The organism is Pseudoalteromonas phenolica, assembly GCF_001444405.1.
In the GTDB taxonomy this organism is placed as follows: domain Bacteria; phylum Pseudomonadota; class Gammaproteobacteria; order Enterobacterales; family Alteromonadaceae; genus Pseudoalteromonas; species Pseudoalteromonas phenolica.
Genome location: NZ_CP013187.1, coordinates 3,250,176 through 3,264,742, shown reverse-complemented (window position 1 = coordinate 3,264,742; position 14,567 = coordinate 3,250,176). Strand labels below are relative to the sequence as shown.

Below are 14,567 nucleotides of genomic sequence, written 5' to 3'. Positions count from 1 at the left end.
TGCTGGCCTTTTTTATACCTATCTTTACGGCCTAGTTATTAAATAAAAGTTATGGACAGTAATAATGATAAAAAAAGCCTGTTTAAGCGCGGCACTTTTAATATCGACCAGCAGTTTGGCAAATCAGCATGAAATTGAGTTTTATTTAACTTCAAATAGCTTCACAGATATAGCTCCTGTATTGCAAATTGCCGATGATGAATGGCAACAAGGTCCTCAAAGCGATGCCAGCATGGGCTTTTCACAATCAAGAGTTGGCATAGCATATCAATACCAGTCATTGTCGAGTCTTCGTTGGCACATTATGCAGCGCATTGATTACCATCTAGTTACCAATCCACATACGGCATTAGGGTATTATCAAGAACAAAATGAATTGCCGCTTACCTCATACGACGAATATGATGTTGAGATAGAGCTTGTTGGATCACGAAATCGTGGATTAGGCGTTGAGTATCAAGAGCAAATTGGTCAGCTAGCTATCTCTATACAAGCTAACTATTGGCAATTAAATTATCTGCGTCACTCGAATGTGAGTGGTACGATCTCAGGCAAAGAAGACTTGCAATTGTTAGGTAATCTCGAGTTTGAAGAGTTTTATACTGACAATAACTTCTTAAAGCGTCCTAATAGTGAGGGAGGCTGGCAAACTTCTGGTGATGGATATTCACTCGATATAGCTTTTACTTATAAACTGTCTGACACCATGATGTTATATGGCGAATTTGTTGATTTAATAAATCGCTTTGAAGTTACAGGTGTGGGGTATACCAAAGCTGATATTAATACCAAGGGTAGCTTTGTTGATAATGTTGGTTTCAGTAGTTTTAGGCCTTTACTTAAAGGCATAGAAAAAGAGCAAAGCTTTGAGTTTGATTTAAATAAACAAATACAGCTAGGGCTAGATTATGCAAAAGGTCCTTTTGTGTATCACCTAAATACCTTTAAACAGGGTGATAGGCAGTTCACTCAGCTAGGAGTGAGTGAAGGTGCATGGGGGTTATTAATCGATCCTGTCAATAAAGTAGTAGATATAAAATATCAAGGTGAATCTATAGATTGGCAGTTGGGCTTAGATCAATTTAACCCTAATGATGCATTGGCAATACGAGTTGGATTCAGCGGCAAGTTTGCTTGGTAGGTTTTATGTTGATTTATAGGCGCTGGTTTACCCAGCGCTTTTTTGTGCGTGACATAAAGTCGACGCCTACCAGTTCGTCATAACTGGCAGTGTCTATCTCATGGTCACAAACTCTTCAGAACCCGTTGGGTGTATCGCCACAACAGAATCAAAGTCTGCTTTAGTCGCGCCCATCTTCATTGCTACAGCAAAACCTTGGATCATTTCGTCAACCGCAAAACCAATACCGTGTAAACCAACGATTTTCTCGTCTTCACCCACACAAACTAATTTCATTTTACAAGGCTGACGATGTTGCGTCACAGCGGTGTACATAGCAGCAAACGTAGAAGTGTATACTTTCACATTTTCTTCACCGTACTGTGCGATCGCTTGTGGCTCAGTTAAGCCGATTGTGCCGATAGGCGGGTGGCTAAATACTACTGTTGGTACTAGTTCATAATCCATTTTGGCATCAGGTAATTCTGGGTTAAATAAACGCTCAGCTAGCATGCGGCCTGCTTTTACAGCCACTGGCGTCAGTTCAATGCCACCTTCCATAATGTCGCCCAGAGCATAGATCCCCGGTACAGACGTGTTTTGGTATTCATCTGTTTTAATAAAACCACGTTCATTGGTTTCAACATCAGTGGCTTGTAGATTGATTAAATCAGTAACAGGTTCACGGCCAATTGCCCAAATGACTTGATCAACCGTATGGCTGTCACCATTTTCTAAATGCAAGGTTACAGAGCCATCAGTTTCTTTTGTCAGCGCTTTTGGTGTGGCGTTGGTATGAAGTGTAGGGCCTTCTTTTTCCATCACTTCAGTGAGCGTTTCAACAACTAAAGGGTCGAAGCTACGAAGTGGTGCATGTTTACGAACAAAAAGATGTGTTTCAGTACCAAGGCTATTTAAAACACCTGCAAGTTCTACAGCAATATAACCTGCGCCAATTACTGCCACACGGCGTGGTTGCTCGTCTAATTCGAAGAAGCCGTTTGAGTCGATACCGTACTCAGCACCTGGAATATTTGGAATCGAAGGACGGCCACCTACCGCGATAGAAATATGATCAGCCGTATAGTGCTCACCGTTCACTTCGATGGTTTTGTTATCAACGAATTTAGCAAAACCGTTGATCACGGTTACGCCATTTTTTGCTAAATAACCTTCATAACCTTTATGAATACGGCCAATATAGGCTTCGCGGCTTTCTACTAACTTAGCCCAATCGAAGTTTTTAAGTTCAACATCAAAGCCGTAATCTGGTGCGTAAAGCTTAATTGCTTCAGCGACTTGTGCACCGTGCCACATCACTTTTTTTGGTACGCAACCCACATTTACACAAGTACCGCCCATGTGTTTAGCTTCAATTAAAGCGACTTTTGCGCCACGCATTGCCGCACGGTTAGCCGATGCAATACCACCGCTACCACCACCAATGGCAATATAATCAAAATGTTGAGCCATAAAAACTCCTTAAAAATTGGTTTTATGTTCTAAGCTTTCAGTAATAGAAAGGCGAAGTATCAAGAATATTTCAGTCTAACTTGTAATTGCGGCATTTGCCCCAATTTCAATGTTAATACGGTAAATATATGACGAAAGCGCATATTTTATAAGAACAGATTAAAGGAAAGAGCATTTATGAGTAACCCACTGATCGGTCTTGAAGGTTTGCCTCCATTTTCGAAAATTAAGCCAGAGCATGTAGTGCCAGCATTAAAAGCTGCAATTGAACATTGTCGTAAAACCATCGACGAAGTATTGGCACAACAAGCATTCACTTGGCAAGGGCTGGTAGTGCCACTTGAAGAGGCGGATGACAAGCTTTCTCGTATGTGGTCGCCAGTATCGCATATGCACTCAGTAGTTAACTCTGAAGGTTTACGTACAGCTTATGATGAATGCTTGCCACTTATTTCAGAATACTCAACCTATGTGGGCCAGCACCAGGGTTTATATGAAGCTTATAAAGCGTTAAAAGACTCAGAAGAATTTGCATCCCTGAGCATTGCCCAGCAGACCTCAATTAATAACGCGTTACGTGATTTCACTTTGTCGGGTATTGCGTTAGATAGTGATAAACAAAAGCGTTATGGCGAAATTTCAGCGCGTTTATCAGAGCTTGCTGCAAAATTTGGTAATAATGTGATGGATGCAACACAAGCATGGCAAAAACATATCACAGATGAAAGCGAACTTGCCGGCTTGCCTGAGTCGGCGATTGCGTTAGCGGCGCATACGGCGCAAAGCAAAGAGCTTGAAGGTTGGGTGTTTACTTTAGATATTCCGTCTTACCTTCCTGTAATGACTTACGCTGATAACCGTGAGTTACGTGAAGAAATGTATCGTGCATTTTGTACACGCGCATCAGATCAAGGCCCGAATGCCGGTGAGTTCGATAATTCAGAGATTATGGCTGAAGAGCTAAAGTTACGTCATGAATTAGCTCAGCTGCTTGGTTTTGACAGCTTTGCAGATAAATCATTGGCGACAAAAATGGCCGAAAGTCCGGCGCAGGTTTTTGAGTTTTTAAATGATTTAGCGGCTAAGTCTAAACCACAAGCTGAGCAAGAGATAAAAGAGCTACAAGCTTTTGCTGAGTCTGAATATCAAATGACAGACTTACAAGCATGGGATTACGGTTACTTTGGCGAGAAGTTAAAGCAAGCTAAGTATGCTATTTCTGACGAGCAGTTACGTCCTTATTTCCCTGCAGATACGGTTTTAAAAGGCTTATTCACCACAGTTAATAAGCTATTTGGCATTAAAGTCACTGAGCTTTCTGATTTTGATACTTATCATGAAGATGTTCGCTTTTTTGCTGTGCACGATAAAAATGATGAACTTCGTGGTCACTTCTACCTAGATTTGTATGCGCGCGAGCACAAACGCGGTGGTGCGTGGATGGATGACTGCATGGGTCGTAAAATTCGCGCCAATGGCGAGCTGCAAACACCTGTTGCGTACTTAGTATGTAACTTCAATAAAGCCGTAGGCGACAAGCCTGCTTTGTTTACCCACAACGAGGTGACCACTTTATTCCACGAGTTCGGTCATGGCATTCACCACATGTTGACGCAAATCGACGCTTCAGCGGTGGCGGGTATTAATGGGGTGGCGTGGGATGCAGTTGAGCTACCAAGTCAGTTCTTAGAAAATTGGTGCTACGAAGAAGAAGCGCTAAGCTTTATCTCTGGTCACTTCGAAACGGGCGAGCCATTACCTAAAGAGTTACTTGATAAACTATTGGCGGCCAAAAACTTCCAATCAGCAATGCAGATGTTACGTCAATTAGAGTTCAGTTTATTTGATTTCCATATTCATGCTGATTTTAAGGCCGAAGAAGGTTGTCAAATTCAGTCTATTTTAAATGAAGTACGTAAGCGTACAGCCGTTGTTAAAGCACCTGAGTTTAATCGTTTTCAACATGGCTTTAGTCATATTTTCGCTGGTGGCTATAGCGCGGGCTATTACTCTTACAAGTGGGCGGAGGTTTTATCGGCAGACGCGTTTTCTCGTTTTGAAGAAGAAGGCGTGTTTAACCCACAAACTGGTCAAGACTTTATGCAAAATATTCTAGAGAAAGGCGGTTCAGAAGCGCCAATGGAATTATTCAAACGCTTTAGAGGAAGAGAGCCACAAGTTGACGCACTACTTCGTCACAGTGGAATCGCGTAAGATTGTCCGAGTGCTGGCTCTAAAACCCTGTGTTTGCCTTACAAAACTGAAATTGTAGGCTTGGCTTTATGTCATGTTTAATTGCTAAAAGAATAGGGTAAAGCTTTGCCTGCTCATTCATTCGCGAGTACTTAAAGCAAAAGTTGCGTAATAATTGCACATAGTTTGATGCAGTTATGAAAATAAAAGCGTCTTAGGGCGCTTTTGTGCTTTTTGGGGTTCGCAAAATTATTAACTCAAGCTATGCTATTTAAAGACATGATTTATTAAGGGAAATGGTATGAGCAGACTGGTGCTGGCTATCGATGACGACAAGTTAGTGCATAAGATCATCGAAGACGCGTTGGCTGAAAGCTGTAAATTGATCCGAGCTAAAAATGGCGACGAAGGATTACGGTTAGCCCTTAAATATCAACCTGATATTATTCTTCTTGATGTCGAAATGCCTGGTATGAATGGCTTCGAAGTATGTGAAAAGTTAAAAAAATCTTCAGAAACAAACGCAATTCCAGTGATGTTTTTATCATCACGCACTGATATTTCGGAGCGCATGCGTGGTTATAACTCTGGTGCGGCTGACTATATTGTCAAACCTTTTAATAAAGAAGAGCTACTAGCCAGAATTAATGTACTTGATGAGTATCGCCAAGTCTCTCAGCGTTTAAAACAGGATATGGAACAGGCCCAGATTACTGCAGAAATCGCGATGACAGACTCTGGAGATATGGGTCGCATAATGCGTTATGTAGGTCAGTCATATCACGCACATGACTTAGATAGCTTATCTAATTTTTTCTTTGAGTTTTTTATTCCGCTGCAACTTGAAGTAGCCGTCGCATTTTGGCACGAGCAGGGTGAAGTATTTAAATCGGCTGAAGGGGCTATTCAACCGATAGAGCAAGAGCTTTTAGAACAAAACCGTGGTGGAAATCGCTTTGTAGACTTTGGCCGTCGAACTATTATTAACTACCCTAAAGTCTCTTTGCTTATTAAGAATATGCCAACAGACGATCCAGGTATGTATGGTCGCTACAAAGATTTATTACCGCATATTTTAGAGGCGACGAATGCCAAGATCCAAGATATGGAAGAAAGCGATCAGGCACTCATTCAAATAAATCAGATTGGACAAGTATGTGATGACATCGCTCAACAATTAGTTTTTTTAGATATGCATCACAGCACACAATCAGAGAACTTTAAAAAGCTGTTAGAGCATGCAAACGAGCACCCAGAAAAGCTATCCAGCATTACAAGTCCTGAGCAGCTCGCTGAATTTTACCAACACTTTGCATTCTTGAATGAAGAGTTAGAGTTGGTAAAGCAAAAACTGGTTCTAGTAACTGAAACTAGAGAAGCACTGCAGACTAGTTTGAATAAACTTAATCAACCTTGGACCGAAGAGCAAGTCGCCTCTCAAGATGATATTGAGCTGTTTTAATACTTACCTTTCAAATTAAGTATTACAGAGCGTTGGTATAAATAACCGTTTCAACGTTATAATGGGCAAGCTGTTCTATAAGGAGTTTGCCCTTGCTAATCCACACCCCCTATTCTGAAAACCGTCCTTATCTTGATGAATTAGAAAAACGCTTTGAATTAGTCAATTGGGCAGAGCAACAAAATGCTGATGGTGTACCTAACAAAGCTTTATTTAAACTGCAGTTTGATGAGCATGGACTACAGCTTTTTAAAAGTGATGAACCAAAGCTAGGTGCTATTCGGGTAGACTTTGTGACAGGTGCCAGTGCACATCGACGCAAATTTGGTGGTGGTAAAGGTCAAGCAATTGCCAAAGCGGTAGGCTTGAATAAGGGGGCGGTACCACATGTGCTTGATGCAACAGCAGGACTAGGCAGAGATGCCTTTGTATTGGCTGCACTTGGTTGTAAAGTTACCATGCATGAGCGTCATCCTGTGGTGGCGGCATTACTTTATGATGGTTTGCAACGCGCTTATCAAGACGCTGAAATTGGTGACTGGATGAAGGCACAAGTAGGCATGGCGTTTGGTTCAAGTCATGATCTTTTGAATAGCACAGAGGTTGAACCTGATGTGGTTTATTTGGACCCAATGTTCCCACATAGAGAAAAATCGGCATTGGTAAAAAAAGAAATGCGTGTATTCCAATCCTTAGTTGGGGACGATCATGATGCAGACGCCTTACTTGAGTTTGCCATGCAATTAGCGAGCAAACGCGTAGCTGTCAAACGACCTGATTATGCTCCTTTCCTCGATGAACAAAAACCAAGTATGCAAATAACAACGAAGAAAAACCGCTTCGATGTCTATGTCAAAGCAGCAATGAAATAGAGCCCAAACTCTAACCTATGTAGGTAAAAAGTATGCTTTTTTTAGTTATGCATTCTTGTTGAACAAATTACATCAAACTGTCATAAAAGAGTAATACGCTAGCGCCGAAATTTGAAACAAAGGGGGTGTTATGCGTGTTTCTGCTTTTACTCGATGGTTAGCAATCCTGCTGGCTTCGGCAAGTTTTTTCTTAGCTGGCGTGTTATTTTGGGCGTCGAATCTCCTAAGTACACTAGATCAGCAGAATTCCGGATATAACCAACTTAAAAACGCTGTGCTGGTGGAGTTATCGGGCAGTATCGAAAGCTACCTCAGTACTGGAGACAGCCAGTATTTAACTCAGTCTTCTGAGATCATTAAAAAGCTCAAACAAGCGCATATCAGTCAACTACCAAGTGACCTCGCAAACACTATGCATACCAAGTTAGATGCCCTCGATACAGATATTAATGGCAAGTATCGCGCGATTGGTAAGCTATCGGGTAATGAAATGGCGTTACTTGATAATGCACTAAGGCAAATGAGTGGGTCTGCGTCTTCACTCATGAGCTACGCTTCAAAAGCCGATGATAACCCCATAAAAGTTCAATATTACGCACTGGCGTCTGATTATTTTCAAGAAGTAAATCAGTTAAGTATTTTTACATACCACCTATCTATAAACCCAAATGAGAATACGCAAACAAGCTTGCAAAACAGCATAGCTACATTGCAATCAATCGCCAACAAAATTGAACGCTTAGACAACTTAGGGGTCATGAGCGAAGTTGATGAAGATGCGTTATTTTTTGGTGAAGAGGCAGAAGACTTAGCAGATGAAATAAAGTCAGAATTAAGTAGTTGGGCTAACCGTTTTGGTAAAGATGTGCAGAACACTCTAACGCAATCTCAATCACGACAAGCGGGTATTAAGGCGCTCCGTAGTGATATTCAAACTTTAATTGATATTGTTCTATCAGCAGAAAACGATTTAAAAGCCAGTCAAGATGCCTTAAAAAAGAATGTGCTAATACTATTTAGTGTAGCGATTGGTTTGTTGATTTTACTTGCTGCAGGTGTGTACTTTGTACAGCTGAGCCAAGTACTTAACCCATTGCGACAGCTTAGAGATGGTTTTGCTGATTTGATTAATTCAAATGAAATGAAACAGATCCACAGTAAAAATCCGAACACAGAAGTCGGTGAAATAGCCGGTTACTTTAACCAGCTCATTCAACGTCAGCAACTTGAAGCGCAAGAGCGTCAAGAAATGCTATCGCTTGTAAATGAGTTTATGGCCCAGATGAGTCAAAACCTATCGCAAATAAGTCAGCAGTCAGAAAACACCTACAACCAAGTAGAGCAAACTCAGGGGTTGCTGCACAATATTAAAGACTTGGGGGAGCAAGCCAACGATATTAACACTCAGGTGTCTGATAATGCTAATAGCACCTTCGAAGCTATGTCACAAAGCGTGCAGTTTGCTGATGCCATGCTAGAAGCCAGCTCTTCAACTGAGCAGCGCGTAGAGCAAGGGCAAGATAGTTTAAATGAGTTATTAAAAGGTGTGTCTGATGTGGGCACTGTAGTTGAAATGATCCGCACCATTGCAGAGCAAACCAATTTATTAGCACTGAATGCGGCCATTGAATCGGCGCGAGCGGGCGAGCATGGTCGTGGCTTTGCCGTTGTTGCTGATGAGGTAAGAAAACTGGCGCAGCAAACACAAGATTCATTGTCTGATATTCATGAGCAGTTGAATACCTTAGGCGAAAACTCTAAGAAAGTATCAGAGCAAATGGGCGCGTTATCACAAGACGCACAAGCACAAACAGGGCACGCGCAAGAATTAAAACGTAACTCCGAAGGGGTTGCTGAAAGTGCGCAAACAGCTAACCAAGTTGCGAGCCATGCCATGGAGCTTGCGCAGCAGCAAAGCGGTTTAGTAGACGACTTTAGTCAAGCAATGTTGAGCATGAAAGACCAAGTGAATAGCTCTAGTCAGCAAGTTAACGATATTCAAGCTGAGCTACAGCAACAAATGGTGCAAGTAAGACAAACATTAGGTTTGTAATACGATTAACGGGAAGACAAAAGCCGAGCAGAGTTAAGCTCGGTTTTTTATGTCTGTTTTATATTTATTGGTTTATCTAGGTGCTTTAAATACCGCGCTTTTTAAACTCGCTTGGCGTATAGCGAGTATGTTTTTTAAATGCACTATAGAACGCTGATTTAGAATTAAAGCCCACTTGCATGGCAATATCTAAAACCGTTAGTTCTGACTCTAGCAGTAGCTTTTGTGCCGCCACAATGCGTTTATGATTCACATAATCAAAAAAGTTGGTCGCTAAGTTTTCATTTAATGTTTGTGAAATATAGTTAGGCGACGTATGAATGTGTTTGGCAAGTTTTGGTAAAGAGAGGTTCGCATCTAAATAAAGTTGTTCTGAGGTCATTGCAGCTTCCAGTTTCTGTGCGATGTTTTCTGCCATCTCTATAGTGAGTGCAGAGCGTTTGTATTTTTCAGAATCAGCAGTATCAGGGCTTTCAACGTGGTTGCTTTTATTATTCGTTACTAAAGATCCTTCTTGATCAAACCCCATTGCTTCAGTAGAAAACAGTTCTTCAAATCCTGGTTTTTGTCTTAATCCCCAAGTGGCGACAAAGCAAACCGTAATGAGCAAAACAGACTGAAAAATATCTTGAATATATTCGCTGGTGATAAACAAATTATCGAGTAATAAATTGATTGCAGCGAAAGCCCAAGCAATGCCTATAAACAGCAGTAAACCACTAAGCCACCTGATCTCTTTAGTTTCGGTCGAAGCAAATACCTGTTTCAATTGGGTTCTATAGTGCTGTAGACGCTTGATGATTTTAATCAGATAAAACGCCGACTGTGCAATCCAGCCCAAAACCAGCACAAAAGTGGTAATCAGCAATCCGTAGATAAAGTTTCTAAACAGTGCTGGTGTCTGTTCGAGTATCGCCATGTCGCCCTTACCAAGCAGGTTGTAATGAATCTCAGCGGGTAGCAAAAAGGTGATAAGGCTAATCAATAACCCAAGCCCTGGTAGAACTAAATGCCGTGCATCGGCTTTTTCAAATCGCCAAGGTGCATTGTGTGTTAAGCCTTTTGCATATAGCCAAAAGCAGGGCGCGATCAGTAATAAAGCGGGTAATGCCAGTGTTAAGGTTGAAAGCTGTAAAGCGGGCGCAAGAGCCTTTAAACTTGGCTGACAAATGACAATTGCGACGCCAATAAAACTCAAAGCAAGCGGAAAATAAGTGTGATTTTTGTCGGCTCGGACAACCAGTAAATTTGCGCTAAAGAATAACACGCTCAAAGTCGCAATATTAATTGCCAGTAAATTTAAATCAGCTGCTGGCATATGGTAATCCTTTTTATCCTTACTTTACAGTTGGTTAGTTTTATTCTTATGGTGTTCTATTGGTTAGGCGAAGTTCAAAAATGGTCTTAATCAATAGGCCAGAACGACACACTAGCATTGATATTACAAGATTGTCTCAAGCAAAACGAGAAACAAGGCAATGTTATGAACTTAATCACTGCAAATAAAAATCAACGAGACCCGCAGCTAGCAAACCCAAACTGTGAGGTCGCGTCACCATCAAGTAATTCAAACGTAATACACGGTAGTCAGGAAAAAAGTAATCACAAAACAAGCCCAACTAACTGGAAAGTAGTCAGCCTATTGTTCTTTTTAATTGGTCTGCCCGCTATACCAGCAGTTTTTATTGTCGCACTGGTCTTACTCGGCCCAGATGCAATCGCCGAAGCATCAGGTTTGATTAATGCCCGTTACTTTGAACTCCCAGCAGCCATTTTGGTGCATGGGGTAAGCGGTATTGTTTTCTTCTTTTCATTACCCACTCAGTTCTCGACTCGATTACGCGTAACTCGACCTAAGATGCACAGAGTAATGGGGCGCTTGGCCGTTGTGTCTGCGTGCCTAATGGCAATATCTGGCGTATGGATGCACCTAGTATTTTCACCAACAGACTTAGGTGCGCGTTTTATATCCTTGGTGATTGTGGCTATCGCTATTTGTATTAGCTTCATTACAGCTATTGTGTTTGCAATGAAGAAAAACATCGTCGTCCATAAGGTATGGATGACACGTGCCGTCGCAATCACCTTAGCTGTAGTGACACCACTATTTTTAGAAGTAATTTTAAGTTTGTTTATCGATGTTGAGAGCCCGATGGGAGAGCTAGCAATTAGCATTTTGCACGACTACGATCGTTTGATTGGATTAGCTTTAAATGTGTTGGTGGTAGAGGTGTTATTGGCTAATAAAAAGTGCTTTCATTTATCTGTAGAAAATGTGAAAGATGTCACTCAGCTTAAGTAAAACTGCGAATATTGTTTAATAAATTTATAGTTGTTTTGTCACTAAAGTTATTGAGTATATTCAGCGCTGATTTTCAGCATGTTTTTTTAATTTAAGGATAAAAGCAATGAAAAAACTAGCATTAACTTTAGCGCTATGCTTGGTTTCTATAACTTCTGTACAAGCAAAAGTAGTCACTTGCGAAGATAAAATTGACTCAATTACAGTTCAACCAAACAATGATGTGTGGATTTGGTTTGAATACGAAGATACCGCAAAATTAAAGGCAAACCACTCTCGCCGTTATGAGTTACTTGGCCGAGCATATATTGCAATGGCAAATAAAGAGACGGTGCGTTTTAAGATCGATAATGGTGAGTTGAGGTCAACGAAGTGTCATGATTTAGACACTGGTTTTAGTACTTTAATTGACATCGTAAATTAATTTCTAGAATCCAGATTTTAGAATTTAAAACGAGTTTTATTCGATTAGTACTAATTTATAACTGAAGAAGACTAAAAAGCCCAGATAATCTGGGCTTTTATGTAATATGCTGAAAATATTACAGCGTTACTCAATATTCTGGATCTGCTCGCGCATCTGTTCAATTAACACTTTAAGTTCAACCGCTGCATTGGTGATCTCAGTGTTGATTGATTTTGACGCTAGGGTGTTTGATTCACGGTTAAACTCTTGCATCATAAAGTCTAAGCGACGACCACATGCGCCACCTTTCTTTAAGATTTTATTTGTTTCTTTAACGTGAGACTTCAAACGGTCTAGCTCTTCAGCGACGTCTTGTTTTTGCGCAAGGTAAATAAGTTCTTGCTCAAGGCGGCCTTCGTCGATGTCTGTTTTAAGTTCATCTAAACGGCTGGTTAGTTTGTCGCGCTGCCATTTAGCCACTTCTGGCATATGACCCTCAACAATCGTCACTTGCTCGATGATGGCATCAAGGCGTGTCGTGATCATGGTTTCAAGGTTTTCACCTTCACTTGCACGCGCCGCTTTGAAATCTTCAACCAGTAAATCAAAACCAGCAAGCAGCTCGCTGTTTACTGTGTCTAAATCGATTTCTTCGGCTTCCATCACGCCCGGCCAACGTAAAATATCAACTGGGTTGATGGTACTTACCGCTTGGTCGCCATTGCTTTGTGATTGAACCCACTGGGCACTTTTAATTAGCTGTTGTGCCAGAGTCTCGTTGATAGACAATTCGCCAACATGGGCTGGGTTGGCAGCAAACTTTAAGAATACTTCAACCTTGCCGCGTTGTAGGTGCTTGCGAAGGCGTTCGCGTATTACCGGCTCCATACCGCGAAATTGTTCAGGTGCTCGGATAAAGGTTTCTAGGTAACGCTGATTAACTGAGCGGATTTCCCAAACCCCTGTGCCCCATTCACCTTTAACTTCTCGGCGTGCGTAGGCGGTCATACTGTGGATCATGTAAAGATTCCTAAAATCATAAAATTAAAACCGATGGCATTATAGCTACAGGGCAGGCCAGTTTGAAGTGCAATTTCTGCCCAGTCACAAAATCATCATTTTTGTTGAGAGTAAGTTATAGCCCGAATTAACACAAATGTCCGTGGCAAGATAACGCATGACCCTTTATAATATTGAAAATTTTGAATATAGGGGAACGTGGATGCGTCCAAGTGAAAGAACAGCAAATCAAATTAGGCCTGTGACCTTTACCCGTAACTATACTATGCACGCCGAAGGCTCTGTGCTGGTTGAGTTCGGAAACACAAAAGTACTTTGTACAGCAACGGTTGAAGCCGGTGTACCTCGCTTTATGAAAGGCCAAGGTAAAGGTTGGATCACAGCTGAATACGGTATGTTGCCACGTTCTACTCATACGCGTAATAACCGCGAAGCTGCAAAAGGCAAGCAAGGCGGCCGCACAATGGAAATTCAACGCTTAATCGCGCGCGCGCTTCGTGCAGCGGTTGATTTAAAAGCGCTTGGCGAAAACACCATTACAATTGATTGTGATGTACTTCAGGCTGACGGTGGTACGCGTACGGCGTCTATCAGCGGTGCGTGTGTGGCATTGGTTGATGCACTGACTAACATGCGTGCAAAAGGCATGATCAACAATAACCCGCTTAAGTTTATGATCGCAGCAATTTCTGTTGGTGTTTACAAAGGCCAAGCGATTTCTGATCTTGAATACCTAGAAGATTCAGAAGCTGAAACTGATATGAATGTGATCATGACTGAAACAGGCAAGCTGATTGAAGTACAAGGCACAGCTGAGGGCGAACCGTTCTCATTTGAAGAATTAGATGAGCTGTTAGGTCTGGCGAAGCATTCAATTCGCGAAATCATCGATATTCAAAAACAAGCATTGGCATAATTTAAATAGGGTTAAGTTGACATGAAAGCATATCAAAAAGAGTTTATTGAATTTGCTCTAGAGAAGCAGGTATTAAAGTTTGGTGAGTTCACTTTAAAATCTGGCCGTACTAGCCCTTATTTCTTTAACGCGGGTCTGTTCAACACAGGTCGTGATTTGGCACGTTTAGGTCGTTTTTATGCAGCAGCACTAGAAGATGCAGGCATTGAATACGACTTACTATTTGGCCCTGCATACAAAGGTATTCCAATTGCAACAACGACAGCAGTTGCACTGGCTGATCACTACAACAAAGATGTACCGTATTGCTTCAACCGTAAAGAAGCAAAAACCCACGGTGAAGGCGGTAGCTTAGTAGGTTCTCCACTTGAAGGTCGTATCATGTTAGTTGATGACGTGATCACAGCGGGTACCGCAATTCGTGAATCAATGGAAATCATTGCTGCGGCAGGTGCTGATCTTTCAGGTGTTTTAATTGCCCTAGACCGTCAGGAAAAAGGTAAAGCGGAATTATCTGCAATTCAAGAAGTTGAGCGCGACTTTGGTACACAAGTGGTATCAATCGTGAAACTTGCTGACCTAATTACTTACCTAGAAGAGCAAGGCTCAATGGGCGAGCATTTAGAAGCAGTTAAGGCCTACCGAGACCAATACGGCGTAGCCTAATACTCGTCGTCTTTCGTATCGTACGGGTGTTGGCTTCACATATATCGCTGGGTCGCCAGCCCGGCCAATCACATAGGCAACCTA

General features: G+C 41.7%; 12 protein-coding genes. 9 read left to right on the top strand and 3 right to left on the bottom strand.

Features of this window, described 5'->3' with window-relative positions; all coding sequences use genetic code 11:
• Nucleotides 1-64: 64 nt before the first annotated feature.
• Complete coding sequence (locus tag PP2015_RS14640) at nucleotides 65-1,141, top strand: hypothetical protein (RefSeq protein ID WP_058031011.1); 1,077 nt, start codon at nucleotides 65-67, stop codon at nucleotides 1,139-1,141.
• 93 nt (nucleotides 1,142-1,234) lie between these two features.
• Here PP2015_RS14640 and gorA read toward each other — a convergent pair whose 3' ends face one another.
• Nucleotides 1,235-2,593 (bottom strand): glutathione-disulfide reductase, encoded by a 1,359-nt coding sequence (gorA, locus tag PP2015_RS14635; RefSeq protein ID WP_058031010.1) that lies wholly within the window; start codon nucleotides 2,591-2,593, stop codon nucleotides 1,235-1,237.
• 177 nt (nucleotides 2,594-2,770) lie between these two features.
• Between gorA and prlC the strand changes: the two genes are divergently transcribed.
• The 4 genes from prlC to PP2015_RS14615 all read left to right on the top strand — a co-directional run bounded on the left by prlC (nucleotide 2,771) and on the right by PP2015_RS14615 (nucleotide 9,173).
• Nucleotides 2,771-4,807, top strand: a complete 2,037-nt coding sequence (prlC, locus tag PP2015_RS14630; RefSeq protein WP_058031009.1) for an oligopeptidase A — start codon at nucleotides 2,771-2,773, stop codon at nucleotides 4,805-4,807.
• Between the two features lie 280 nt (nucleotides 4,808-5,087).
• Nucleotides 5,088-6,248, top strand: coding sequence for a response regulator (locus tag PP2015_RS14625; protein WP_058031008.1), 1,161 nt, complete (start codon nucleotides 5,088-5,090; stop codon nucleotides 6,246-6,248).
• A 92-nt stretch (nucleotides 6,249-6,340) separates the two neighbouring features.
• Nucleotides 6,341-7,120, top strand: coding sequence for a class I SAM-dependent methyltransferase (locus tag PP2015_RS14620; RefSeq protein ID WP_058031007.1), 780 nt, complete (start codon nucleotides 6,341-6,343; stop codon nucleotides 7,118-7,120).
• 130 nt (nucleotides 7,121-7,250) lie between these two features.
• Entirely contained in the window at nucleotides 7,251-9,173 is a 1,923-nt protein-coding gene (locus PP2015_RS14615; protein WP_058031006.1) for a methyl-accepting chemotaxis protein, read from the top strand.
• Nucleotides 9,174-9,258: 85 nt separating this feature from the next.
• On the opposite strand, the gene PP2015_RS14610 is transcribed toward PP2015_RS14615, so the two are convergent.
• The gene (locus tag PP2015_RS14610; protein ID WP_058031005.1) at nucleotides 9,259-10,491 is read right to left on the bottom strand and encodes a helix-turn-helix transcriptional regulator; all 1,233 of its coding nucleotides are present in this window, start codon (nucleotides 10,489-10,491) and stop codon (nucleotides 9,259-9,261) included.
• Between the two features lie 165 nt (nucleotides 10,492-10,656).
• Between PP2015_RS14610 and PP2015_RS21680 the strand changes: the two genes are divergently transcribed.
• Both PP2015_RS21680 and PP2015_RS14600 read left to right on the top strand, forming a co-directional pair.
• Nucleotides 10,657-11,475 (top strand): DUF2306 domain-containing protein, encoded by an 819-nt coding sequence (locus PP2015_RS21680; RefSeq protein WP_083496599.1) that lies wholly within the window; start codon nucleotides 10,657-10,659, stop codon nucleotides 11,473-11,475.
• 106 nt (nucleotides 11,476-11,581) lie between these two features.
• On the top strand, nucleotides 11,582-11,899 hold the full coding sequence (locus PP2015_RS14600; RefSeq protein ID WP_058031004.1) for a hypothetical protein: 318 nt from the start codon (nucleotides 11,582-11,584) through the stop codon (nucleotides 11,897-11,899).
• 126 nt (nucleotides 11,900-12,025) lie between these two features.
• Here the strand turns inward: PP2015_RS14600 and PP2015_RS14595 are convergent, their stop codons facing one another.
• Nucleotides 12,026-12,901 (bottom strand): YicC/YloC family endoribonuclease, encoded by an 876-nt coding sequence (locus PP2015_RS14595; protein ID WP_058031003.1) that lies wholly within the window; start codon nucleotides 12,899-12,901, stop codon nucleotides 12,026-12,028.
• A gap of 202 nt (nucleotides 12,902-13,103) precedes the next feature.
• On the opposite strand from PP2015_RS14595, the gene rph reads away from it, so the two are divergent.
• Nucleotides 13,104-13,817, top strand: coding sequence for a ribonuclease PH (rph, locus tag PP2015_RS14590; protein WP_058031002.1), 714 nt, complete (start codon nucleotides 13,104-13,106; stop codon nucleotides 13,815-13,817).
• 21 nt (nucleotides 13,818-13,838) lie between these two features.
• Nucleotides 13,839-14,483: an orotate phosphoribosyltransferase gene (gene pyrE, locus PP2015_RS14585; protein ID WP_058031001.1), complete on the top strand. Its 645-nt coding sequence runs from the start codon at nucleotides 13,839-13,841 to the stop codon at nucleotides 14,481-14,483.
• The last annotated feature ends 84 nt before the right edge of the window (nucleotides 14,484-14,567 follow it).

Bases quoted from the DNA above. Each gene is read 5' to 3' on its own strand.
- PP2015_RS14640 (WP_058031011.1), top strand. From the start codon at position 65: ATGATAAAAAAAGCCTGTTTAAGCGCGGCACTTTTAATATCGACCAGC.
- PP2015_RS21680 (WP_083496599.1), top strand. From the start codon at position 10,657: ATGAACTTAATCACTGCAAATAAAAATCAACGAGACCCGCAGCTAGCA.
- PP2015_RS14610 (WP_058031005.1), bottom strand. From the start codon at position 10,491: ATGCCAGCAGCTGATTTAAATTTACTGGCAATTAATATTGCGACTTTG.
- PP2015_RS14595 (WP_058031003.1), bottom strand. From the start codon at position 12,901: ATGATCCACAGTATGACCGCCTACGCACGCCGAGAAGTTAAAGGTGAA.
- prlC (WP_058031009.1), top strand. From the start codon at position 2,771: ATGAGTAACCCACTGATCGGTCTTGAAGGTTTGCCTCCATTTTCGAAA.
- gorA (WP_058031010.1), bottom strand. From the start codon at position 2,593: ATGGCTCAACATTTTGATTATATTGCCATTGGTGGTGGTAGCGGTGGT.
- pyrE (WP_058031001.1), top strand. From the start codon at position 13,839: ATGAAAGCATATCAAAAAGAGTTTATTGAATTTGCTCTAGAGAAGCAG.
- PP2015_RS14625 (WP_058031008.1), top strand. From the start codon at position 5,088: ATGAGCAGACTGGTGCTGGCTATCGATGACGACAAGTTAGTGCATAAG.
- PP2015_RS14600 (WP_058031004.1), top strand. From the start codon at position 11,582: ATGAAAAAACTAGCATTAACTTTAGCGCTATGCTTGGTTTCTATAACT.
- rph (WP_058031002.1), top strand. From the start codon at position 13,104: ATGCGTCCAAGTGAAAGAACAGCAAATCAAATTAGGCCTGTGACCTTT.
- PP2015_RS14615 (WP_058031006.1), top strand. From the start codon at position 7,251: ATGCGTGTTTCTGCTTTTACTCGATGGTTAGCAATCCTGCTGGCTTCG.